Below are 25,447 nucleotides of genomic sequence, written 5' to 3' on the forward strand. Positions count from 1 at the left end.
GCCTAATTTAATAGTAACAACTCACTGAGCCATATTCATTTCTTTCAACAAAAACAAGTATAAAACAATCATTTAATTTTGTAAACGGTTTCATTTAATTATTTTTTATATCAATCCTTAATTAATTTAATACATATTTAGAAAAAGCTTCAGCTACACCACTTTCATTATTATTTGAAGTCACGAAATCTACCATATTTTTTATCTTCATTTTGGAATTTCCCATAGCAATACTAATACCCGCCTTTTTTAACATTGGGATATCATTTTCACCATCACCTATTGCCATAGTTTCAGAAATATCTATCTTTAGAAAGTCAGCTAAACTCGCTAAAGCACTGCCCTTATCAATATTCTTAGGCATAATCTCTAAGAACCCATCTCCAGTTCTAACTATATAATAATTTTGTCCAAACCTTTGATTTACAGAATCTTCAATACTATCGAGTTTTATTTTATTTTCATTGATAATTGCTTTAGTTATTTCAAAATTCTCAGGTAACTGATCCGGTGTTCTAATGAATAACCCCTTACCATTTTCAAAAGCCTGAATAATAGTATAAGGATCAATAAAATCATTATTGCTAGTAAAGGTATTACCTAAAACATCTACGACATTATAATGTAATTCGTTTTTTTGAATAAATGCATCAATTTCACGATAAGTTTTGTTAGAAAGTGTTTTTTTATAAATAATATCTCCAGCCACACTTTCAATTATTGAACCACCGTTAGTAATAATATATTGATCATTACCATTAATACCCAATTTATCCAAATATTCTTTCATTCCTGTATGTGTCCTACCAGAACAAAGAACAACTTTTACTCCTAAATCAATTGCCTGATGAATTGCTTTCATGTTTGCTTCCGAGATTATCTGATTATCATCAAGCAATGTATCATCAATATCTAATGTTACTAATTTTATTTTTGACATTTGCTTTCCCCCGCCTAAACATTAAACTAACATGTATCCGTTTTCAAGAGTTCCTGATCATAAATATTTTTTAACAGCAAGTCATTTTAATAAAATGATATTTGAAATCCTATTAACAGGTTATTTAAAAGTAAACTTTTTCTAATACCTTTCATTATAGTATTTGAAAGCACCTACAAAGATATAGTCATACTAAAATAACGAAGATTAATACCTATATCTCCTTTATGAATTATCGTAATTAGTAAAGTACGAACATTTTACTGTTTATTTACATTAATATTCATGTTATTCTTATACATATAAAATTTAAGGAAGTGTTAGATTATCACCTATCAATTAGTTTTTGAAGGAACGGTTATTTCCTCAGCGACTTTTGACAAGGCGGATTTTACACCAGATGTTCTTATATGTGTAGACCAGTCAGGTACGATTGACCGGGTTATATCCGTTGCTGATAAAGATTATCAGTCTGTCAAACAAGCTGCAATTAATAACAGTACCTATATCCATATTTCCGAAGGTAGTTATTTACTGCCAGGATTTACTGATTTACATATTCATGCTCCACAATGGTCACAGGCTGGGTTGGCTTTAGATAAACCATTAAATGAATGGCTTAATACCTATACTTTCCCATTAGAAGCGAAGTTTAGGGATCTAGCTTTTGCTCAAAGAGTTTATCAAAGTCTCGTTGCTGAGTTATTGGCTAACGGAACAACTACCGGATTATATTTTGGTTCGATTCATACTGAGGCAAACTTGGTTCTTGCTAAGATCTGTGCTTCACTTGGTCAACGGGCTTTCATAGGAAAAGTTGCAATGGATAATCCTGACCAAACTCCAGAATATTATCGCGACAACGACTCAAAAGAAGCCCTAGAAGAAACTGAAAAATTCGTTCAAAAAATGATTCAGTTAAAACAAAGTTCTCAAGCCGAAATAACAGCTGTCATCACTCCGCGTTTCGTTCCAAGTTGTAGTGACGAAACATTGTCTGGATTAGGAAAATTAGCTCAAAAGTACGATTTGCCAATTCAATCACACTGTAGTGAAAGTATCTGGGAAGATCAATATGCAAAAGATCGATTCAATATGCATGATGCTGAGGTACTTGATAAATTTGGCCTTTTAACTGATAAATCCATTATGGCTCATGGTACACAATTAAGCGATTCAGATTTGAAACTTTTCCATAATAAGAAAACAACGATCGCTCATTGTCCTATTTCAAATATTTATTTTGGCAATTCAGTCACACGTGTCAAAAAAGCTCATCAACAACAGGTAAATGTTGGTCTAGGTACTGACATTTCCGGAGGTTTTTCTCCAAGTATTTATCGTAATATGCAACAGGCCATTATGTCATCTCAAATCTTAACCGATTCAGGCGACAGAAACGCTCGGATCACGGCTGCTAATGCTTTTTACTTAGCAACTGTTGGGGGAGCAAAGGCTTTACATGTTAAAACTGGACTTATCAAGCCTGGTTATCAGGCTGATTTTCAAATAGTAAAGGATCAATATTTTGATATCTCTTCAAATGATCCTCAAGAAATATTCGAAAGACTTGTTTATCACACTAATAAGGAAAATATCAAACAAGTTTATGTATCTGGAAAGCTAGTCCACAGTATAGGAGAAAATGATAATGGAAAATAGCAATAAGAGCAGCTTATTAGTTGGTCCTGACGACAAGATTGGTATGGGTGAAGCTGGGTTTTTAGGCTTACAACATGTTTTAGCAATGGATATCTACGTACCCCCTATTATCTTAGCTAGTATGATGGCTATGGGACTTGGAGATCAAATGGGGCTTCTTCAATCAACCTTCTTAGCAGCCGGTATCGGAACCATTTTACAAACCTTTGTTTTTATGAAAATGCCTGTTTCTCAGGGTCCTTCATTTGTTCCCCTCGGTGCAGCAGCCGGTGTTGTATTAGCATCTGGTGGATTAAAAGGTAATGGTATGGGAACCTTAATCGGAGCCCTACTGGTTGGTTCAATTATTTTAATCATCTTGGGAGCCACTGGTATCTTCCAAAAAATTATTAACCGTTTAGTTCCTGCTTTAGTTGGTGGAACAATCATTACATGCGTTGGATTATCCCTAATTCCAACTGCTCTTAATAGTAATATTTTCAATGCTCCTGGAAAAATTGATAATAATATTATTTTGGCCTCTGTTACTGCTTTAACTTTATTAGTTTCAGTTGGTATTAGTTTAAAGTTTCCTAAAGTACGTCGCTTTTTCAGAACTAGTTCTATCATTCTAGCTCTTGGTGTAGGAACTATTGTTTCAACAATGATGGGGATGTTCAATTGGAAAGAGGTTTCTGAAGCCGCTTGGTTCGGATTCCCTCAAAGAACTATTCTTCACTGGGGCATTAACTTCAGCCCTTCAGCTATCATTACATTTATTATTATCTACGCTGTAATCACAACTGAAACTACTGGTACTTGGTTCGCCATGGGTGCTGTAACTAATCACGAGATTACAGATAAACAATGGAATCGTGGTATTATCGGTGAGGGTTTAAGTTGTATGATAGCGGCCTTGCTGGGAACTACTCCTGTTACTGGATATTCAACTAACGCCGGTGTTATTTCAATCACTGGTGTTGCAAGTAAACGTGTTTTTCTATTCGCTGGTATTTGGTTCTCAATCCTTGGATTCTTCAGTAAATTATCAGCTTTCTTAGCCGCAATTCCCGCTCCTGTCATCGGTGGTGTCTTCGCAATTATCACAGTGACAATCATGCTTAACGGTTTAAATGTTATTCGTGGACTTGAAACAACTGATCGTGATCTCTATATCATTGGTATTCCAATTGTTTTGACACTTGCTTTGGTGCTCCTACCTGCCGGAGTAACTAAAAATGCTCCCCAAATTCTTCAGTATCTACTAGGTTCTCCAATTGCTGTTGCCGCAATCGCTGCAATCATTCTTAATCTAGTAATGCCCAAAACAAAGGCAGATACTCACAAAGTGAAAACAGTTTAATTATTAATAAAAAAAGTTCGATTTAGTAGCTATTAAAATAGTTACTAAATCGAACTTTTTCATTATCTAAAAATCATAAACTTAATTAACCCTATTCAGCAGTAATCTGCATACGTCCATTTCTTTTAGAATGATATAAGCGATTGTCAACTCGATTATAAAAATCATTTGGTAAAACATCATCATTTGAAATAGCCGACAAACCAACGGATATTGAGATGTAAATTTTCTTTCCATTAATATCAATACCCAGATGATTAATGGCAGAGAATATTTGATTAACAATAACTTTGGCCGCATTCAAATCATAATCTGGAAACAAGACATTAAATTCCTCTCCACCTGTTCGGTACAATTTAATTTTAGGATCATTCTCATTAATTATCGTTTGAACAACATCTACGGTATGTTTAAGAATTTTATCCCCTGCCAAATGACCATATGTATCATTAACTTCTTTAAAATGATCAATATCAAACATCATCATTGAAAGATTTAAATTATTATCACGATAAGTATCAAATAAATGCTTAATCTCTGATGTATATGCAGCAAAGTTTTGAGCCTTAGTCAAAGCATCATGATTAGCAAATTCTAAGAGCCTCAATTTCAATTCATTTTCCCGTAAAATCATCGTTACATAACTATAGAGTAACGTTTCAAATACAATAAAGTAAGACCATTCTTGCCAATAAACCATCCACGATAACGAAAATTTAATCTTCATAAACAACCAAAGGAACAAAGCAAAAATGGCTCCTAAAAACACATAATAAATAAATAGTCGATTATTCTTTTGATGTCTTCGATAGTAATTCATTGTTTGATAGAAAAACATCAATGTTATTCCATGACACTATGACTCCCAATAGCCAATAGAACCATTAAAAATCATATAGGCTATTACTATAGGAATAAAATAATAATATTTTACACGAATATTCAAAAAATATGCACAAAAAATCAAAGCTATCAATTGAAAGTTCACGAATTGCCAAGAAATCGGAGTTCCGGTTAAAGTGGCCTGCATACTAATGATAAAAACCATCATATAAATTACGCCAAACCAGGAATTCAAAAGATCATCATCAATTTCAATTTTTTTAGTATGTAAAAATGTTTTCAATCCATCATACACAACCTGATAAAGTGTAAATACACCTAAAAGAAAGAAAATACTAGTAATAAACGGCGATACACGCCATACACTCCATGTCAATAACTACAGACCTCCTGCTGAAAATATATTTAAAAACAGCAATACTATTGTTTTTAAAATTCAATGTAAAAAATTCAAAAAATATATTATTTAGCCGTTATCTGTATGCGACCATTTTCTTTTGAATGGTAAAGATTTCTATCAACACGATTATAAAAATCGTCTGGTTCTAGGTCTCTTTTAGATACAGTTGAAACTCCTATTGACACACTAATATTAATACTATTTTCGCCAACATCAATATTTAAATTATTTAAAGATGCAAATATTTCTTTGACCATAGGTTCAGTTGTCGACAATCATATAATTAATAAATTGATGTCTCTTACTTCTCATCGTTCGAATATAATTAAAGGGCCAATACGTAAAGATGATACTAGCCGCATGTAACCAAGATTGCCAATAAGTGATTGATACATTAAAAATCATATAGATCAAAACAATAGGAATAAAAAAGTAATACGGGATATGAATATTAAGAAAATAAGCACAAAATATTAACGCTATAACGATAAAGTTCATAAATTCCCAAGAAATAAATTTTCCTACAATTGTCGATTGCATTCCAAAAATAAAAATCAACATATAAAGCACGCCGAGCCAAGAATTCAATGCATTTTCATTAAGTTGAATTTTGTTAGTATCTAAAATTGATTTAATCCAGTCAAACAAGACTTGATAGAGGGTGAAAACACCTAAGACAAAAAATACACTTGTAATAATTGGCGTTATTCGCCAAACCTACCATGTCAAAGTGACTATGCCTCCATCTTATCAATTAAAATTCATTATAAAAGAATTTATTTTACATTATTTAATTTTAGACGTTTATTTAAATAAATGTCAACTTCCTATATTTTTATTTAAAATACTTTGTATAATTTCTTAGAAATAATCAATCAACTGCGGTTTATCATATACAAAAATATCATTTAATTTATTGACTTTATCAAAATCACCTTCAATATATCCACTTTCGAATAGAGAATTTAAATTGCGATAACCAAACATTGCCTTAGTTAAGGTTTGAATAGTTAATGTAAAATCCGCCTTAAAATCATCCGTAATTTGTAAGTCCACTACCCCATTGTTAATTCTTAAAGACCAAATATGATCATTATATTCAAGTGTATCTTCAACTTTAAAACATATTCTTTTCATATTATCTTTTTGAATGGGATACCTTTCAATAAAGTCTTTTAAATTGACTATCCTAGCCATCATATAAGGAACTACCTTTAATGAAGCGATTCTTGGATTTTCAAATAGGTCTGCTTTAAAATCAGGGTCAGGTGACTCATAAACAAACTTTTGAAAAATTGATTGATGTTTAGTAATAAACTTTGAAAGAATTTGACGACTTAATATATTTGTATTAACCCATTCTTGAATAAAGAAAGTCTCTCCCTGATGATAATAAATTAAATAACCTATTAATTCATTACCATCATCATATGCTAAAGCAATTTTATAGTCCTGATGTTTATCCAACATGTGATCCCACCACCATTGGGCACGGTTTAAACCTCCCATATGTGGCTGTTTAGAATATAAAACTTTAACACTATCAGGAGTGTCTCTAATATTCAAACGTTCTACATATCCATGTGAACTACTCTTTACCTTAGGAAGATTATCATTATTGATAGTTATCTGAGTGTGGTCAAATACCTGTTCATAACCAAATTGACGATAATAACCAAACGAAAATGGTGCTAAATATGACAATGTAACTTGATTCTGATACATGTCTTCTAATGCATTATTCATCAATGTACTAGCACCGCCTTGCCCTCCAAACTCTGGAGCGCTCATTACATCGCCAATACCATTCATTTTAAAATTGACACCATGAAATTCAACATCAAACGGAATACTGAATAAACCACTACCTAATTTCGAGCCATTCATAATCCCATATGATAAAGAATGGTCATATCTTTCTTTAAAAACGTTTTTTCGATGTTCAGAATCTTGCCGATTAAACGAATACAGGTACAAATCATAAAACTTTTCAAATTTATCTTCGGTTAATAAATATCTATTCATGCCTATCTCCCTATAAAAAAATACTATTCAATTGAGAATAGTATTTCTTTTATTTTATTCTGCTAATTTAAAGCTACTCCAAGGCTCAATGTAATTCAATAAGAAAGCCTCATTAGAATTTAAGTGTCCTATTACATTACGACGACCATCATTCTTAATATCTCGAAGTGCAATCTGAGTTTCACCTTTATATTGGCCGTAATTCTCATTAACAATAATTATATCGCCACGTTTGATATCTTGTGTATCATGGGCGGGAAAGTCCCCATTGCGATAATGAACTCTTGTCATGGTACTACGTAACAAGTAATCAGACGCATCTCCGCGGTATACATGGGTAGACTTCAAAATAACTTCTTTTTCGAGATCAGTTACATTCGAAGAAAAATCTACCTTCAAAACTGGATATGATGAATAAAAAGCATCTGCAGCCTCTTTTAATTCTTCATCTGAAGCATAAGTGTTACCAATAATCACATCATCAATTACACCACTTAATAGTAAATGCTTAACTTGTGTATCAATTGGTAAATCACGATCATCTTCAAGTGTTGGTAAACCGTCTTGAACGGGCCATGGACCAAATTTGGCACTATGCGAACTAACAAAAGCGGCAGAGTGAATGTTTCTTTCTTTAAAGAAATTTGACCATTTAGTAAAGAATTCTTCACCTAATCCAGTATATCTTTGAGGATAAAAATTATGACACCCGAGAAGATTGTTTGTATCAGGATGATATGAAATAATATTGTCCAAATAATGTGTACCTGAACTCATATTTATTTCAATTTTCAACCCATACGGATTGCGAGTCATTTTAGCCTCTTCCATACCTGAAAAGCCTTCATCTAATCTAATTCCAGCTGCTCCCAAATCATGGAAAAATGACAAATCATCATAACTAATACCCAATGCTTTAAACAGTCTTGGATTCATATCAACAATCGTAACAAAACCTAACTTATTTCCATAAGAAATTGTTTCTTTAAAACGATTGATAGTTTTATCCTTATCATCACCTAGTTCAAGTAATGAAGCAAATATTCGTGAATAACCAAGTTTGCTTGCCGTATCAAGATACTTCTTATCTTCTTCTATTGTTGAATGTTCTGGATATAATGATAATCCAAGTCTTCTCAAAACATGACCTCCGAAATTATTTAATCTTATTTAGCAGCCTCTTTTGCTTGTCCAAGTTCTTCAGCTAACTTATCTCTATCCATTGACTTGAAGAAGTAGAAGTAAATTAATGTATCAAGTACAATATTGATAATTTGCATTACAGAACCTGAAATATGACCAGTTGCAATAAATCCTGATAGGATTGGTGGAGTTGTCCATGGAATATAAACACCCATTGGTCTTGCAACTAAATTAGTAGCCATAGCAATATATGTAGTTGTTACGTTAACAAGTGGAGTTAGAATAAATGGAACAGCCATTTTGTAGTTCATAACAATTGGTAAACCAAAGACGATAGGTTCATTGATGTTGAACAAGGCAGGACCAGCAACAAGTTTACCTAATGTCTTAAGTTCCTTACTCTTAGCGGCAAAAGCTAATAACATAGCCAAACCAATTGTGGCACCAGAACCACCCATGTGAACAAAGTTATCAAAGAATGATGTTGTAACAATGTTTGGTAAAGCTTTACCAGCAGTAAATGCTGCGTGGTTTTGGTTCAAAGCTGTTAACCAGATTGGCATCATAACACCTGAAACAACGTTAGCACCGTGAATACCGAATAACCATAGGAATGAAACAAGGAATTCAGCAACCAAAGCACCTGGCAATGTGTTACTCAAATGACCTAGTGGATCAGCCAAGAAGAAGGAAATAATATTTGGAATACTTTGCATTGGTGTTGCTTCAACACCCAAACGAATTACCCAAACAAGTAGTAAAATCAAAAGACCTGGGAATAATGCAGCAAATGAGTTACTTACTGCAGGTGGAACTGTATCAGGCATCTTAATTGTCCAGTTCTTATGAACCATCCAAACATAAAGATCGGTAATAAATAGACCGACAATAATAGCTGTAAATAAACCAGCTGAATCAAATTGTGTCAATGGAATCCACAATGCGCCAGCTTTATCTGTCTTCAATGGAATCGTTAGGACAAAAGCACCTAATGAAACAATTGCAGCAGAGATAGGATCAACCTTATAACTCTTAGCTAAGTTAAAGGAAATACCAATAACAGCAATCAAACCCATGATATGGAATGAAGCGTTAGTTGGATATTGTAATACTGTTGCCCAATTTTTGCCGAAGATACTAGCCATAAAATCTAGATAGGCTTGAATTGGAAATTGTGCGATGATCATGAAGATTGAACCAATAATAATCATTGGAACGGCTAATGTCATACCATCACGCAATGCAATCAAATGACGAGAAGAAGCAAGCTTGCCAGCGATAGGAATAAGTTTATCCTGGACAAAGCTGCCAGATTTCTTTTCAGCCATATGCAAAACCCCCTCAATAAAATTTGTTACCAAGCAGAAACACTTGTTATCCGCTTACAAGAACTATTGTAACCCTTTTCATTAGGATATGTAGGTTTTCCTTAATAAAATAATAAGTTATCAAATAAAAAACATGTTACTAATCCGTAACATGTTCCGTGAATCTATTATCTATTTGGTCTACCATCTTATGATAGGCACAATTGGCAACTTGTTCTAACGTATATACTATAGGAACCTGAGTTGTGACATTGATATGTCCCTTACGATTTTGCGGTGTATCATAAGAAATCGAAAAATCAGTTATCTGATTCAAGACTGAATATGAATTAGCCGTCAATGCAATTGTCTCTGCGCCATTCTTTTTATAGTATCTTGCTTGTTCCAATACCTGATCCGTCTCTCCTGAAACAGAAACCAATATTAACAGCGTTTTTGAAAAATCTCGATCTGAGAATGGTTCTGGTTGAAATGGATCTATTATGGGCAGAGAATAAATTCCATAACTAGAAAGAATACTAGCACCGTATTGGGCGATGCGACCGCTGTTACCGACTCCAAAGAATAATACTAAGTCTGATGCATTAATCATATCCGCTGCCTGATTGATTTTATTATCGAAGGGTTCCTCATCAGCAACCAACTGAAAGAAATTCTTTATTGGTTCCATACTAGGATCTTGTTGAGATTTGACTGGTTGCTTCAAACTTTGTTTCAGCGCAAATTTAAATTCTGAAAAGCCACTATAATCCATCTTTTTCAAGAATCTTAAAATGGTTGTAGTCGAAACATGAGCGGCATCAGCCATTTCTCTGATGGTCATATTCTGAACTTCTTTTGTATGTCCAATAATATACTTATAAACTATTAGTTCTAAACGATTAAGTTCATGTACTTTTTGATATGGAAACATTATCTTACCTCCTTTTACTGGTCTATATCATTTTTAGTAAATATAACTGTAATTATACATGTAACAAGTAACATACTCTATAAAACAAATAAGCTGAGACAAACTAATATGGTTTTGTCTCAGCTTATTTTAATAGATTCAGTCTAATTCTGATCCGTTTGAACGGATTACTTTTTGATACCAGTAGAATGAGTCTTTCTTTGAACGTTCAAGTGTTCCGTTACCTTCATCATCTTTATCAACATAAATGAAACCGTAACGTTTAGACATTTGCCCTGTTCCAGCAGAAACTAAGTCAATACATCCCCAAGGTGTATATCCGAGAAGATCAACTCCATCTTCATTAACCGCTGTTATCATTTGCTTTACATGAGCACGTAGATAATCAACACGATAATCATCATGAATGCCATCAGATTCGACTTTATCATAAGCACCAAAACCATTTTCAACGATCATGAGCGGTTTGTGATAATGTTCAGTTAACCAATTCATTGAGTAACGTAATCCAATTGGATCAACTGGCCAACCCCAATCATTATATTTCAAATTAGGATTCTTAACAGTTTCACGATCACCGACAAATTTGAATTCAGGGTTATCATCACTATATTTAACTGTCATGGAATTATAATAACTGAATCCGACATAATCGACTGTTCCTTCACGTAAAACGACGCGATCTTCTTCAGTAATATCCGGTCTTAAATCATGATTCTTGAAATAAGCTTCCATTCCAACTGGATACTCTCCAAGTGCTTGTACATCTGACCACCAATAACGCCTTTGCATAGCCTTTTCAGCTAAAAGAATATCACGAGGATCTGATGAAGCAGGATAAACTGGAGTAAAGTTGACCATATTTCCAATTTCAAAATCAGGATTGATCTTGTGACCAATCTTTACTGCCAAAGCACTGGCAACAACCTCATAGTGTGAAGCTTGGTACATCAATGCTTCACGCTCTGCCTCTGATTCGTTATTTCTAAAAATCAAACCTGAATCAGTAGCAATTGAAAAATCATTAGTATAAGTAGTCTGGTTATTAATCTCATTAAAGGTCATCCAATACTTAACCTTGTTCTTATAGCGCTTAAAACAAACAGTTGCAAATTTAACGAAGAAATCAATAACCTTACGATTTCTCCAACCACCATATTCTTCAACTAAATGATATGGCATTTCAAAATGTGACAAGGTAATTACTGGTTCAATACCATATTTAAGACATTCATCAAACATATCATCATAGAATTTCAAGCCAGCTTCATTGGGTTCTTTTTCATCACCATTTGGGAAAATTCTTGTCCAAGCAATTGATGTCCTAAAACACTTAAAACCCATTTCAGCAAATAACTTGATATCACCTTTATATTGATGGTAGAAATCAATAGCCTCATGATTAGGATAATTCTTACCAGCAATAATACCATCAGTAATCTCACGTGGTTTTTGATATGCTCCAGCCGTCATAATATCAGATACACTGACACCCTTGCCATCAACATTCCATGCACCTTCAAGTTGGTTAGCTGCGACAGCTCCACCCCAAAGGAAATCTTTTCTTAAACCACTTTTTGTTGTTTCAGTCATATAAAAAGCCTCTCTTTTTCTTTATATGTCTTATTCAGATAGATCTGCTCCATTAGAAGCAATAACCTTTTGGTACCAAGCAAAGGAATCTTTCTTATAACGATTCAAACTTCCTTTTCCTTCGTCATCTTCATCAACATAAATCATTCCATAACGTTTCTTCATTTCACCAGTACTTGCAGAGACCAAATCAATATGTCCCCAAGGTGTATATCCGATCAAATTAACGCCATCCTCTTTAACAGCCTTTTCCATTTGTAAGATATGATCATGGAAATAAGAAATTCTATAAGGATCGTGAATACTACCGTCATCTTCTAATTTATCATATGCACCAAAACCATTTTCAACAATAAACAATGGTTTATGCCAACGTGTTGTCATCCAATTCATTGCATAACGCAATCCAATTGGATCAATTTGCCAGCCCCAGTCTGATTTTTCAACATATGGATTAGAAACAAGATCATTATGTTCATCATAGTCAAAATGAGTTTCACCCTCATGAGCTTTAGTTGTAAATGACATATAGTAACTAAAGCCAACATAATCAACAGTTCCTGCTTTTAAAGCGGCTACATCACTAGCTGTAATGTCCAAATTATAATTCTTACGAGCCCAATACTTCTCAATCCATTCAGGATAAAATCCCAATGCTTGAACATCACCAAAATAATAACGATATTGCATAGCACGTTCTGCTTTCATGATGTCAGCAGGATTTGAGGTCAATGGATAAACTGGACACATGGCAATCATTGAGCCAACTTTTAAGCTGGGATCAATTTCATGTGCAATTTTGACTGCATTGGCACTAGCTACAAACTCATAATGTGCAGCCTGGAACATTTCTTTTTCCCAATTGTCATCTTTATTCAGCTTTAAACCTGAATCCTGTAATAATGGATGCGAATCACGCCAATCAGTTTGATTATTTATCTCATTGAATGTCATCCAATACTTAACTTTGTCTTTGTAACGTTTGAAACATACAGTGGCAAATCTATCAAAAAACTCAATTAATTTGCGGTTGCTCCAACCGCCATACTCTTTAACTAAATGATATGGCATTTCAAAGTGTGACAAGGTAATTACCGGTTGAATACCATACTTAAGACATTCATCAAACATGTCATCATAAAATTTCAAGCCAGCTTCATTGGGTTCTTTTTCATCACCATTTGGAAAAATTCTTGTCCAAGCAATTGATGTTCTAAAACACTTCAAACCTAATTCAGCAAACAACTTGATATCTTCAGGATATTTGTGATAGAAATCATTCCCCCAATGGTTAGGATAAATCTCTCCATCCTTGACGCCATCAGTAACCTTTCTTGCAACATCTTTGGCTCCGGCTGTCATGACATCAGCAATACTTACGCCCTTGCCATCAACATCCCATGCGCCTTCAAGTTGATGGGCAGCCACTGCTCCACCCCAAAGAAAACCTTTGGGCATTTGAATTCCTTCACTCATTAATTTTATTCTCCCTCTTTATCAAGTCTCTTATATAAATCAACAATTTCTCCGGCTAGATCTCTAAAAGTAATAGCATTCATAATATGATCTTGTGAGTGAACCATCAAAAGTGAAACTTTCGCATGTTCACCATTAGCTTCTTTAGTTAACATATCTGTTTGTGAATTATGTGCATCAACTAAAAATTGATCTGATTCCTTTAACTTTTGTTCGGCAACAGTAAATTGTCCTTTTTTTGCAGCATTGATTGCTTCAAAAGCTGAACTTTTAGCGTTTCCTCCATTGATGATCAATCCCATTATTGTTTCTAGTTCTTCGTCATGTTGTTCTTCAGCCATTTTAATATTCTCCTCAATTTAAAGCGCTTACTTTATTTTTAAATAACTAAAGGGGTGCTAATGTGCGCCCCTTTTGGTCTTCTATTTATTAATGATTAACCGATAAGTTTCACGGCTTCACGTAAAACTTTTTCACCATTCATCATTCCATAGTCTTGCATGTTGATTACTTCAACAGGAATACTTAGCTTATCCTTGAATTGACCCTCTAGATATCTAACTTGAGGTCCAAGCATCAATACATCTGGATGTTTTTCTTCTAGCTTTGCATCTGCATCCGCAGCAGCGGCAGCAAAGATTTCTGCGTCAATGCCATCACTTTCAGCAGCCTTTTGCATTTTTGATACTAGTAAACTTGTTGACATACCTGCTGCACAACATAACATGATTGTTTTTTCGGCCATAATCGAATACCCCTCTTGGTTTAAAATTGTATATTTGTTTTTTATTTAAAACGTTTACTAAAAACGCTTTCATAGAACAATTAGATTGTATAACGTCTTGTAGATTTTATCAAGATGTTTTTGATAAAAAACAAATATTAATCGTGCTTCATCTAAAATTTACTTATAGTTGTTTATTACTATGAAACAAATTTCTCAATATACTATAAATAAAAAAAGCTTCCAACTTGTTTTACTAGTTGAAAGCTGAGTAATTTATTATTCTTTCTCTAAAGTTTCCTCTATTATTTTAGCAACACCATCTTGATTATTAGTTGTCGTAATTTTCCAAGCAACATCTTTCACGCTCTCAATTGCATTAGCCATAGCAACTCCATAACCAACTTCTTTGATCATATCTAGATCATTGCCATAGTCACCAAAACACATAAAGTTAGTCATTGGTATCTTCTCGTATTCAGAAATTCTTTGCAATGCTGACAATTTTGTTACATCTTGACCATTAATTTCAAAATAATAGTTTCCTGAACGACTAATTGTTATTGGTAAAGAAGTAAATGATTCCAATTTTTTTTGTAACTCAGTTAACATTGCTGGCGGACAACTAAAACAGACTTTATAAATATCAAAGTTTTTTTCATTATTTATTTTAATTAAATCATCCATCGAAGATGCTCTAATATGGTGTCGACTGATACCCTCAAAATATGTTGTCAGACTACGATTAGGATCATAAATATGAACATCATTTAGGCCATCCAACATTACCTTAAATTTGTTAAATTCAGTCCGCTTTAATATCTCAGCAATAACCTTCTGGTCTAATGGTCGATCAATAATCCTTTCCCCTTTAGGATTGACCACCACGGCTCCATTCAAAACAATTCGATAACCTGGCACCTTTAAATCTTTTTCAAAAAACTTATTTACTGAATGCAAAGTTCTCCCCGAACAAATAGCAAAAGTCTTCCCAGAATTGACCGCTTTACGAATCGCTTGGATATTCTTGGATGATATTTTACTGTAACTATTCAGTAACGTTCCATCTAGGTCAGTTCCAATAAATTCAATCATTAATTAAGTAACCCCTTACATTGATACGATTTATAACCTATCATACGACACTGTTTAATAAAAAAGAAGCCCTTTTCACAATTACTTAGTGACAAGGACTTTATTCAAATCGGCGATGAATCCTGGATATGAAATATCTATTGCTTCAATATTTTTTATTTTAAATGGTGAGGTTGTTAAAATGGAAGCAATGCATAACATCATTGCTATTCGATGATCATTATGGCTGTCTACATCATCTTTAACAATAATTCTTTGATTACCTTTAATAATTATCGTATCATCATTAACATCCATAATAATTCCTAATTTAGCCAACTCCACCCGCATATTTCTAATACGATCGCTTAGTTGCAAATGAACATCATGAATTCCTTCGATGATCGTTTCACCACTGGCTTGTGAGGCCATTAGGGCGATAAGAGGTATTTCATCTATAATAAATGGTACCTGTTTAGCAGTAATTGTCGTTCCATGCAACTTTTGTGATTTAACAATCAAATCACCAAACGGTTCTATATTTTTAGTTGATTTATTGTCAATAAAAATATTTGCCCCCATTTGTTTAGCAACATTTAAGAGTCCAATCCTAGTGGAATTTAATCCTACCATTGGTAAAATTAACTTACTACCGTGTGACAATAATCCTCCGACAATGTAAGCGGCAGCTGATGAAAAATCACCAGGAATGGTTAAATCCTGTCCGGTCAAATCACTATATCCATGCTTGATAACAATAATATCAGGATTAACGTCAATATTGGCTCCAAAATAATTAGCTAGAAGTTCGGTATGATTTCTTGTTGGCAATTTTCTTATAATTGTTGTATCTGATTTAGCATATATCCCCGCCAAAACTAGACTACTTTTTATCTGTGCGCTAGAAATATCTTGATGATATGTAATGCCCTTCAAGTTATCGCTACCAGTTATCGATATTGGTAAAGATTGATCTGTCTTAGATTGATACTTAACTCCCATTCTACTCAACAAATTTATTTGCCGATCAACAGGACGATTACTTAAATAGTCACCACCAACAACCTGATAACTATTTGTACTGCTAGCCAAAACACCAAATAACAGGCTTTCCAAAGTACCAACGTTTTCAATATTGAGTGGCTTATCACTTTCTTTTAACTTATGCCCTACACCTTTAATAATCATATCTTTATTACTAATCTCAGTATGAATTCTAGCACCTAATTGTTTAAAAACCTTTGCTGTTACAGCCAAATCATCAGCATAAGTAAAATTACTAATTTGAGTAACACCACTAGCCAAAGCACCAAAAGTAATTGCTCTATGAGCAATGCTCTTATCCCCTGGTACCATAATTTCACCTTGAAACTTAAACTTAGATGGTTGCGTATTATAATCAAACATTGTTATTACACCTCAAATATTCTAATAAGCTGCTCACTTATAATTAAAAGTTATCTTACGTTACTCTTACTGCTACGCTACCTAATTTTCGAATATAAAACAAATTATTAGTCTCGAAAATTTTAAAATTCCTCTTGCTTTTGTTTAAAAATGATAATTATAAATCCCGTTCTTATGGCATAGACTGCTTATTCATACTCCGCTAGATCAGATATTCAATTTTTGTAAAGAGACACGTCTCATTTTCTAATAACTAAATTAATATAAAGACAAAAAAATAGGGCATTAGCCCTATTCTATGAAACATTAAACACATAATCTATAAATAGCTTCAGCAAAGATTTCCATAGCCTTTCTCATATCTGCCTTACTCCAATTTTCATTAGCTTGATGCATAAAATCAGGAGTTGTTGGTAGCATTCCACCAAAGGCTACACAATTATGCATAGTTCTTGCGAAAGTAGCACCACCAGAAATTGCTGGTTTGGATTCTGTATCTCCCGTCAAATCTTGATAAGTTTGCATCAAAGTTTTAACTAATTCACTATCAGTTGGAACATATAATGGTGCAACATAATCAAAGTTTTCATATTTCATATCAAATTTCTCAACCGCCTCGGAAACTTGATCAATTAATTTATCATGATCAATCTTAACAGGAATTCTCATATCTATTTGCATTCTTGATCCTTCCGGAGTGATCTTTAGACTAGAAATATTAAAAGTTAATTTACCAGAAACATCATCAGATACATCACCTAATAAGTTTGTTGCATTAGCATCTTCACCAAATGATTTTAAGAATTGTAAAACTTTAATATCTGAGAAAACATCAGCTAAAGCAATTCCTAATCTAACTACAGCATTAGTTCCTTCCGGTGCATTCATTGCGTGAACTGATTTACCATGTACTTCAATTTCCCCATCTTTTTGATCAGATTCAAAACCATGCTTTTGTAAAGCAGCATAAACCTCTGCTTGCTTAGGCCCATTGTAAATGGCTTTACCTGGTACTGCATTAAAAGCATTTTCCAAATCAAGGTTTAATTCTGTTGAGCCTGGACCTGTCAAATATGATTGTTGAAGTCCCTTCTCAGCATAAATCAATGGAAATTCAGCATCAGGAGCGATACCCATATCAATTGGATCTTCCTTTTTATTGTATTCTGCCAAACATCTCCAAAGGATTTCCTCATCTGTTCCAAAGATAAAACGAATCTTTTTATTAAACTTATAACCCTTATCTAAAATTGCCTTAATAGCATAAATAGCTGAAATTGTTGGACCCTTATCATCTTGAGTTCCACGTCCATACAATTTGCCATCTTTTTCAGTCAATTTATAAGGTTCAACGTCCCATGCCTCCAAATTCCCAGCAGGAACCTCATCTAAATGTCCCACAATTCCAAAGGTCTCATCGCCCTCACCAATATCCGCATATCCATAATAACCATCAGGGTCTTCATAAGTTTTAAAACCTAATTTTTGGACCAACTCCATTGCCTTATCGAGTGCTTTTTTAGGACCTTTTCCGAATGGTGCATTAGTTTCGGCAGGTTCATTAAATGATGCAATTCCAACTAGTTCACTGAGATCCTTAATAGCCTCTGCTTGAATTTCATCTGTAATAAATTTTTCCATTGTAAATCCCTCCAGAAATTTTAAGAAATACTATTTAATCATCGAACAAACAACCAAGAACGCTGCAACAACTACAAACAAAATTGCCACAAGTTTCCATGTATATTTCCACCATTTAACAATATCTACATGTCCAATAGCCAAAGCGCCCATAACAACTCCAGATGTTGGAGTAACCAAATTTACTAGCCCTGAAGCTGATTGATAAGCCGTAATAACTAATGAGCCATCAACACCTGAAAACTTACCAAGTGGCCCCATAATACCCATTGTAGCGGCCGCTAGACCCGATGTTGATGGAATCAAGAATGACATTGGAATATAGAAAATATATGTCAACACGATGAAAACACCCGCTGATAAATGTTGCAGACCTGTTTCACCCATATGTAGAACAGTCGCTGTAATATAACCATTATTCATAATAACTTGAATACCACGCGCAACGGCCACAATAATAGCAACACTCAAGAAATCATTCATGCCGCCTAAGAAAGCATTAATATAATCTGACTCTGACATTCCAAAAACAAACATTACTACAACTGACATCATAAAGAACAAGGTCGTTATTTCAGTAAAATACCATGTTCCTAACGGTGCCAAATCTTTACCAATCAATGCTCCTAAGAATGGAACATGCGTAATCCATTTAGTAAAGTCATCGAAAAATGTCCAACTAGAATTCAAACTTGACCAAGGAATTAAACTGACAATCATAATTACAAAACTCAAAGCAAACAACCAAAGAACACTTTTTTGTTTACCAGTTAATTGTTTATCAAGATTGTTATCAGTCATTGTAAATTCTTCTAAATCTTTTTGTCGGCGTTCAAAAACGTAAGACTTAGAAGGGTCCTTCTTAATTTTATCTGCATAATGCATAACATAAAAAATACTAATAGCGGTAACAATTATTAACAAAATAAATCTTGGTATCAATCCATCACCAGGTGAAATATGAATCGTTTGTGAAGCAACACCTGTTGCAAATGGATTAACAGTTGAAGCCAAGCACCCAACCTGTGATCCAATCAAAGCAATCGAAATGGCTGTAATAGAGTCAAAACCAACACCAATCATGACCGGAATCAAAATTGGATAAAAAGCAATCGTTTCTTCACCCATTCCATAAGTAGATCCACCAATTGCAAAAAGAATCATTAAGATAGGGATCATAAGTTTTTCTTTACCTTCGTACTTCCGAACGGTCGCACTAATACCATCATCCAGGGCTTTGGTTTTATTAACAACGCCTAAGAATCCACCTATAACCAGAATAAATAATGAAATAGAAATTGATCCTTCGGTCTGATCAGTACCGACCATACCGTTGATTGGAGCTAAAAATACATCCCAAATTCCCTGAGGACTGCTTGTTCGGGCTTTGTAAGTACCTGCTATAATATTTCCTGCTTTAGTGGTCGCATACTGACCGGCAGGTATAATCCAAGTCAAAATTGCAACTAGAATTATTAGGAAAAATAAAATCGTATAAGCAGACGGCATTTGCCATTTTTTTGCCTTTTTTCCCATAAATCAATCCTCCTATTATTTAATATAGTTTCAGAATATACGATAAAATAAACTATTACAATGCCTTACATTGAAATAATTTTAAATTAATTTAGTTATCACTGCAGTTGTGTAAACGGTTACAATGCAATACAATACTATTAGATTCAAAAAGGAGACATTAGAATGCCTGACACGATAGAATTTGGCAAACAACTTACCCATTGGCCAATACTTGTTAGTTTCATCTTGAGTTTTTTTGCCGGTGGTTTTGGGTTAATTATTAACATTAATTTAGCCTTAATGTTATTTTTTATCGTTTTATTCTTACTTACTTTTATCTATTTTCCAAGTTATTTACCAATTTTATTTGGTCATTGGCAACTAGAAAATCATGGAATCTCTTATTACAAGATGAATTCTTATCGTGATAAATTAAAAATGATATTTGCACCTAATAAGGTTGAGTTTCAATTTATTAGTTATTCGCAAATTAAAAGCGTCAGAGTTGTAACACAAGATCAAAAATATTCCATAACTGATATTTTAACCATTAAACCTGATAAACAATCTGTTTTTCCTTGGCTAAGAAAACCATTTTTTCTTGAACTAGAGTTGAATAAAAATACTGTTAATTTGGATTTGTCATTCGATCAAGTACATGATCCACATAATACCTTATTTAGAATTTCTAATGCTTTGGACATTTTGGGCAAAAGAATTTAATGATATTTAATAAAAAACGTTGACTCTTGTAACCAAATGGTTATTGAATCAACGCTTTTTTTAATTAATCTTTTATACTTTTTTTGCTAGTTTATTAAATGGTTATATTGTTAAATGGCTAATAAATTCGTCTTTGTGTGAAAAGATTTTCTTTCTTTCCGACAATCTATTAGCGAATCCACTGCAAAGATATTTTTCTTCATCCGTTTCTGCAACTATTTCTGGTATCTCTATCTCTGATGTAGACCGTAAGACCATCAAAGTACAAAAACTAGTAAAGGCAATCTCAGAAATATCTGTTTTTAAATCATGACTGATAACTTTAGTAAAAACTTCAATTTGTCTCCCGGAAACTCCTGTAACAAACGATTCCAATTTAATATATTTATCAGTCGTAATTGGACGCCAGAAATTAACATGGTCATATCCAGCCGTGGCAATCTTAGCATGTACTAATTTAAAACTAGCCAAACCAGCATTTTCATCTAACAGACTTAATGTTTTACCACCAAAAAGTGTTTGTTTATCATTTAAGTCTTTATCAAAAATAATTCTTTCACTAACGGTTCGTGTATCTTGACATGTCTTTTGTTCCATAATTTACCTCACAAGCTAATTGTAACTTGTATAAGGATTATTTAACAATCAATTTTGATCAAAATATATTATGATAGAAGAAACTAGCTTTTGGAGGAAATTATGGCATTTCAACTTTGGTATACAAATTATTTTATAGATATAAATTCAAAACAAACCATCGATCCTAAATTAATTCCAGGAATAGATGAACTTGGTGAATTTTCATCCAATGGGGACAACACTGCTTGGCATTTTAAATCACAATTACGAGAGGATGATTTCAAAAGGCATTTAACTCAACTACTAACTGATAATACTCAAATCGACCCCCAAGATGTTACTGTTACTAAAGGAATCGACGGCGGTCCTTTAAAAATGTTATAGTGTCAATTTTAGATAATTTATTTTTAATTTATTCATCCAAAATGATAAGATAAAAATTATATAATGTATAAAATTGCTTTAAAAGGAGTTACTTTATGATCTTAATTGCACTATCTGCTGTTATTCTGCCACTTATATTATTAGGTATTCTCAACATGCCAGCTAATAAGGGAATGTCGATTAGTGCATTTATTGTTTTACTGGAAGGTTATTTTATTTGGAAAATGCCAACCAGGGTTCTTTTAGCATCAATCTTACAATCTATTCATAAATCATTGCCAATTCTTTGGATATTATTCGGTGCTTTAATGATGCTTAATATTTTGCAACATACTGGCGCTATTGAACGTATCAACGCTGGATTCCATACTATTTCAGCTGATATGAGACTACAAGTTCTATTGGTAGCCTTTTTATTCGGTGGACTCATTGAAGGAGTTTCTGGTTTTGGAACACCCGCTATGGTAACTGCTCCCCTGATGATAGCCTTAGGATTTACTCCTATGGCTGCTGTAACATTAGCACTTGTAGCTGATTCTACACCAGCCTCATTTGGGGCCGTTGGTACACCTCTTACTGTCGGGCTTAGTAATGTTAGCGAAAAAACCGATTTTCTTAATATAATCGGCCAACATATCACTCAGCTAGACTTGTTTGCTGGAACTTTCATGCCTTTAATATTGATCTTCATGCTTACCTTTTTATTTGGTAAAAAAGACACAAATCATCTAAAAGATTTTTTAGTTTTAGTTCCTTGGGCTCTATTTATTGGTATTGTATATAGTCTTTTAGCTTTATTAGTATCATTTAGCATTGGTTATGAATTTGTTTCAATTCTTGCTCCATTTGCCACAATTATCATTGCCATTGTTTCAATTAAGTTCAAAATATTTTTACCCAAATCAGTTTTCAATGATCCCTGGTCAACATCGACACAAACAGTCAACACGGATAATAAAATGTCTTTATTAACTGCTTGGTCACCATATATTGTTGTCATTCTAATGTTACTAGCAACACGAACAATCGCACCTTTAAAAGAATTTTTAACTACTAATATTAACTTCTCTTGGAAAAATATTTTAGGATTTAATCAAATCAACTCTGACTGGGAATTTCTCTATTCACCAGGAACACTTTTAACGATAGCAGTCTTAATAGGTTTATTAATCCAAGTAAAATCCTTAAAAAGTTTCTTACCTAATGCGAAAAGGGTCGTATTATCAATGCGATCAACCGCCTTGGCACTGATGGTTACATTGATCATGGTACAAATCTTTACTAATTCCGAATTAAACACAGCCAACTTACCAAGTATGCCGATGTATATTGCTAAAATAATTTCTAAGTATCTTTCTTCTATTTGGATTATCATTGCTCCATTCTTAGGACAATTAGGATCATTCGTAACCGGTAGCACAACAGTTTCTACATTAACTTTTGGACAAATTCAAGCGGATATTGCTACCAAAGCTGGTGTTGGTAAAGAACTCGTACTAGCATCTCAACTAATTGGTGCTGCAGCCGGTAATATGATCTGTGTTCATAATATCGTTTCCGTTAGTTCAGTAGTCGGTCTATCAGGTCAGGAGGGAAACATTTTAAGAAAAACCGTTGTTCCAGCTTTGATCTATGGTTTATTAGTCGGAATTATTGGATTTATTTTTACATTATTTATTTAAACAAAAAGTCTGATTAACAATCAGACTTTTTTTGATGTTTTAAATTGTGGCAAATTTAATAAGCAAACGAACCATTTGACTAGTAAAACTATATTCATTATCATACCAAGCTACAGTTTTTACTAAAGTTGTATCACCGACTGTTGTAACCTCTGTTTGGGTCGGATCAAAAATCGAACCATATGTTGAATTGATCACATCAGTAGAAACAATATTACGCTCATCATATCCAAATGAAGGATTGTTTTCGGTATGTTTTTTCATTGACCGATTTATTTCATCAATGGTTACCTTCTTATTAAGTACTGATACTAATTCTGTTAATGATCCATCAATCACTGGAACACGTTGAGCATGTCCCTTCAATTTGCCATTAAGCTCTGGAATCACTAATCCAATCGCTTTTGCAGCACCTGAAGAATGAGGGATGATATTGACAGCAGCTGTTCTTGCTGCGCGTAAATTATTGCCATGCACTGGTCCATCGAGAATCATTTGTGTTGATGTATACGCATGTACTGTTGTCATAGTACCAGCTTTAATACCATAATCCTTATTTAAGAAGTACGCCATAGGAGCTAGACAGTTTGTCGTACATGAGCCTGCTGAAATAATTTTATCATCACTATTTAAGGTATCATCATTAACGTTATAAACAATTGTCTTCATTTGTCCTGCTGGTGCTGAGACAATAACCTTTTTTACACCTGCATTAAGATGTGCTTGTGATTTTTCGGCTGAGGTGTAAAAACCGGTACATTCTAAAACAATATCAACATCATCATTTTTTACCCAAGGAATTTTGGCCGCATCAGGTTGTGCATAAACTCGAACCTTTTTACCATCGACTATAATTGCGTCTTTAATCGCTGTAACCTCTTTTTGATAAGTTCCATGAGCTGAATCAAATTGCAATAATTGAGCTAACATTTGAGCATTAGTCAAGTCATTGATTGCTACTACTTCTATGTTATTCTCATCCAATTCACTAATTCTTCTAAATGCCAAACGGCCGATTCTTCCAAAACCATTAATACCTACTTTAATTGTCATATTTTTGACCTCCATGTCTTTATTACATGATTAATCATAGTTTGATTTAGCATCAAAAAAAATGGTATAAATGAAGCAGTTAACTATACTTTTTGTCGGAGGGAAAATATGCCTCAAAAAGATCGTCACAAGAATCGTCAAGTTGAAATAGAATTTCATGCTCAGGAGCATTTAACTGATCTGCCATATAACAGACGTTACAGTTTGATTCTTTTAACCCAGGGTAGCTTCAAAGCCAAATTAAATAATTATCCTATTACAGTAAATTTCCCTAGTGTTATTTGTCTTAAATCTGGTGATGATTTTGAAGTATTAAACCAACAAAATATCTCCGCCTCTACCTTTTCATTTGATCCAACCTTTTTGAATACTGTCCGTTTATCTCAATCCAAGGACCTGAATGTTCCCAATACCCCTAGGATTAAAGAGGGACTTTCCCTATTTGAAAATGATCTTCAACATATTGGATTAATTGAATTAGACACTGAAATTTATTCTAAATTCCTGCAATGGTTCTTTACTTTAGGGATGGAGGTGTCTGCTCAAAGCGATGATCTTTGGGTCTGTCGCATCAAACAATATTTGATTCAAATTTTTAATTTACTAAAGCAACTAAAAGATGACGGTCAGAACTCAGCTATTGACCAAGCACTTAAATATATCCACATAAATTATGCCTCACCTATTCGTTCAGAGGATTTGACACAATTGACCCATCTCAATCGTGTTTCACTTAATGAACAGTTTAAAAAAAGACTTAATCAAACTGCTCTTCAATATTTGATGTCTTATCGTCTTAATATTGCTGAACAAATGTTAACCCATACAGGTATGAGTTTAAACGACATTGCTTTAGCTACTGGATTTGAATATGATACCTATTTCATGAAACAATTTAAACAAAAGAATGGCATTTCTCCTACGGAATATCGTAACCTTTCTCGTGAAATTGCTGTTGCACAATAAGCCTCATATTTATCTGTAATATTCAAAAATA

The 25,447-nt window shown here is 33.6% G+C and carries 24 protein-coding genes; 6 read left to right on the forward strand and 18 right to left on the reverse strand.

The features are described from left to right. Positions 1-121 precede the first annotated feature (121 nt). Positions 122-940 carry a Cof-type HAD-IIB family hydrolase gene (locus CBP76_RS03345; RefSeq protein ID WP_102195525.1) on the reverse strand — a complete coding sequence of 273 codons (819 nt, stop codon included), beginning with the start codon at positions 938-940 and terminating at the stop codon, positions 122-124. A 324-nt stretch (positions 941-1,264) separates the two neighbouring features. Between CBP76_RS03345 and guaD the strand changes: the two genes are divergently transcribed. Together guaD and CBP76_RS03355 are read left to right on the forward strand one after the other, a co-directional pair. Next, positions 1,265-2,602 carry a guanine deaminase gene (guaD, locus tag CBP76_RS03350; protein ID WP_245865581.1) on the forward strand — a complete coding sequence of 446 codons (1,338 nt, stop codon included), beginning with the start codon at positions 1,265-1,267 and terminating at the stop codon, positions 2,600-2,602. Further along, complete coding sequence (locus CBP76_RS03355) at positions 2,592-3,944, forward strand: uracil-xanthine permease family protein (RefSeq protein ID WP_102195527.1); 1,353 nt, start codon at positions 2,592-2,594, stop codon at positions 3,942-3,944. Before guaD ends, CBP76_RS03355 begins: the two co-directional genes overlap by 11 nt. 91 nt (positions 3,945-4,035) lie before the next feature. Here CBP76_RS03355 and CBP76_RS03360 read toward each other — a convergent pair whose 3' ends face one another. The 15 genes from CBP76_RS03360 to CBP76_RS03425 all read right to left on the reverse strand — a co-directional run bounded on the left by CBP76_RS03360 (position 4,036) and on the right by CBP76_RS03425 (position 20,047). Continuing rightward, positions 4,036-4,782: a GGDEF domain-containing protein gene (locus tag CBP76_RS03360; protein ID WP_342746069.1), complete on the reverse strand. Its 747-nt coding sequence runs from the start codon at positions 4,780-4,782 to the stop codon at positions 4,036-4,038. Positions 4,783-4,800: 18 nt separating this feature from the next. Next, the gene (locus CBP76_RS13540) at positions 4,801-5,163 is read right to left on the reverse strand and encodes a hypothetical protein (protein WP_342746070.1); all 363 of its coding nucleotides are present in this window, start codon (positions 5,161-5,163) and stop codon (positions 4,801-4,803) included. 86 nt (positions 5,164-5,249) lie between these two features. Beyond that, a complete protein-coding gene (locus tag CBP76_RS13605; RefSeq protein WP_166667162.1) occupies positions 5,250-5,444 on the reverse strand; it encodes a GGDEF domain-containing protein in 195 nt (64 codons plus the stop codon). Positions 5,445-6,048: 604 nt separating this feature from the next. Further along, positions 6,049-7,212 (reverse strand): GNAT family N-acetyltransferase, encoded by a 1,164-nt coding sequence (locus tag CBP76_RS03370; RefSeq protein ID WP_102195529.1) that lies wholly within the window; start codon positions 7,210-7,212, stop codon positions 6,049-6,051. 54 nt (positions 7,213-7,266) lie between these two features. Then, the gene (locus CBP76_RS03375) at positions 7,267-8,352 is read right to left on the reverse strand and encodes a DUF871 domain-containing protein (RefSeq protein WP_102195530.1); all 1,086 of its coding nucleotides are present in this window, start codon (positions 8,350-8,352) and stop codon (positions 7,267-7,269) included. 26 nt (positions 8,353-8,378) lie between these two features. Then, positions 8,379-9,683 carry a PTS cellobiose transporter subunit IIC gene (gene celB, locus CBP76_RS03380; protein WP_102195531.1) on the reverse strand — a complete coding sequence of 435 codons (1,305 nt, stop codon included), beginning with the start codon at positions 9,681-9,683 and terminating at the stop codon, positions 8,379-8,381. Between the two features lie 139 nt (positions 9,684-9,822). Next, entirely contained in the window at positions 9,823-10,596 is a 774-nt protein-coding gene (locus tag CBP76_RS03385) for a MurR/RpiR family transcriptional regulator (protein WP_102195532.1), read from the reverse strand. A 138-nt stretch (positions 10,597-10,734) separates the two neighbouring features. Then, positions 10,735-12,189, reverse strand: a complete 1,455-nt coding sequence (locus CBP76_RS03390; protein WP_102195533.1) for a 6-phospho-beta-glucosidase — start codon at positions 12,187-12,189, stop codon at positions 10,735-10,737. A gap of 30 nt (positions 12,190-12,219) precedes the next feature. Then, complete coding sequence (locus tag CBP76_RS03395) at positions 12,220-13,665, reverse strand: 6-phospho-beta-glucosidase (RefSeq protein WP_102195534.1); 1,446 nt, start codon at positions 13,663-13,665, stop codon at positions 12,220-12,222. A gap of 5 nt (positions 13,666-13,670) precedes the next feature. Next, the gene (locus tag CBP76_RS03400; protein WP_102195535.1) at positions 13,671-14,006 is read right to left on the reverse strand and encodes a PTS lactose/cellobiose transporter subunit IIA; all 336 of its coding nucleotides are present in this window, start codon (positions 14,004-14,006) and stop codon (positions 13,671-13,673) included. 95 nt (positions 14,007-14,101) lie between these two features. Beyond that, complete coding sequence (locus CBP76_RS03405; RefSeq protein WP_102195536.1) at positions 14,102-14,410, reverse strand: PTS sugar transporter subunit IIB; 309 nt, start codon at positions 14,408-14,410, stop codon at positions 14,102-14,104. A gap of 258 nt (positions 14,411-14,668) precedes the next feature. Further along, positions 14,669-15,484 (reverse strand): Cof-type HAD-IIB family hydrolase, encoded by an 816-nt coding sequence (locus CBP76_RS03410; RefSeq protein ID WP_102195537.1) that lies wholly within the window; start codon positions 15,482-15,484, stop codon positions 14,669-14,671. A gap of 81 nt (positions 15,485-15,565) precedes the next feature. Further along, positions 15,566-16,870 (reverse strand): 3-phosphoshikimate 1-carboxyvinyltransferase, encoded by a 1,305-nt coding sequence (aroA, locus tag CBP76_RS03415; RefSeq protein WP_102195538.1) that lies wholly within the window; start codon positions 16,868-16,870, stop codon positions 15,566-15,568. Between the two features lie 306 nt (positions 16,871-17,176). After that, positions 17,177-18,511, reverse strand: a complete 1,335-nt coding sequence (locus CBP76_RS03420) for a M20 family metallopeptidase (protein ID WP_102195539.1) — start codon at positions 18,509-18,511, stop codon at positions 17,177-17,179. Between the two features lie 30 nt (positions 18,512-18,541). Beyond that, a complete protein-coding gene (locus CBP76_RS03425) occupies positions 18,542-20,047 on the reverse strand; it encodes a YfcC family protein (protein WP_102195540.1) in 1,506 nt (501 codons plus the stop codon). A 165-nt stretch (positions 20,048-20,212) separates the two neighbouring features. Between CBP76_RS03425 and CBP76_RS03430 the strand changes: the two genes are divergently transcribed. Next, positions 20,213-20,752 (forward strand): hypothetical protein, encoded by a 540-nt coding sequence (locus CBP76_RS03430; RefSeq protein WP_102195541.1) that lies wholly within the window; start codon positions 20,213-20,215, stop codon positions 20,750-20,752. Positions 20,753-20,854: 102 nt separating this feature from the next. Here the strand turns inward: CBP76_RS03430 and CBP76_RS03435 are convergent, their stop codons facing one another. Further along, complete coding sequence (locus CBP76_RS03435; protein ID WP_102195542.1) at positions 20,855-21,349, reverse strand: acyl-CoA thioesterase; 495 nt, start codon at positions 21,347-21,349, stop codon at positions 20,855-20,857. A gap of 102 nt (positions 21,350-21,451) precedes the next feature. On the opposite strand from CBP76_RS03435, the gene CBP76_RS03440 reads away from it, so the two are divergent. Together CBP76_RS03440 and CBP76_RS03445 are read left to right on the forward strand one after the other, a co-directional pair. Further along, complete coding sequence (locus CBP76_RS03440) at positions 21,452-21,715, forward strand: hypothetical protein (RefSeq protein WP_102195543.1); 264 nt, start codon at positions 21,452-21,454, stop codon at positions 21,713-21,715. Between the two features lie 95 nt (positions 21,716-21,810). Next, on the forward strand, positions 21,811-23,397 hold the full coding sequence (locus CBP76_RS03445) for an L-lactate permease (RefSeq protein WP_102195544.1): 1,587 nt from the start codon (positions 21,811-21,813) through the stop codon (positions 23,395-23,397). A 39-nt stretch (positions 23,398-23,436) separates the two neighbouring features. On the opposite strand, the gene gap is transcribed toward CBP76_RS03445, so the two are convergent. Beyond that, positions 23,437-24,450, reverse strand: a complete 1,014-nt coding sequence (gene gap / locus CBP76_RS03450; protein ID WP_102195545.1) for a type I glyceraldehyde-3-phosphate dehydrogenase — start codon at positions 24,448-24,450, stop codon at positions 23,437-23,439. Between the two features lie 108 nt (positions 24,451-24,558). Here gap and CBP76_RS03455 point away from each other — a divergent pair, with 108 nt between their 5' ends. Further along, complete coding sequence (locus CBP76_RS03455) at positions 24,559-25,416, forward strand: helix-turn-helix domain-containing protein (RefSeq protein WP_102195546.1); 858 nt, start codon at positions 24,559-24,561, stop codon at positions 25,414-25,416. The last annotated feature ends 31 nt before the right edge of the window (positions 25,417-25,447 follow it).

Source organism: Companilactobacillus nuruki (assembly GCF_002872255.1).
In the GTDB taxonomy this organism is placed as follows: domain Bacteria; phylum Bacillota; class Bacilli; order Lactobacillales; family Lactobacillaceae; genus Companilactobacillus; species Companilactobacillus nuruki.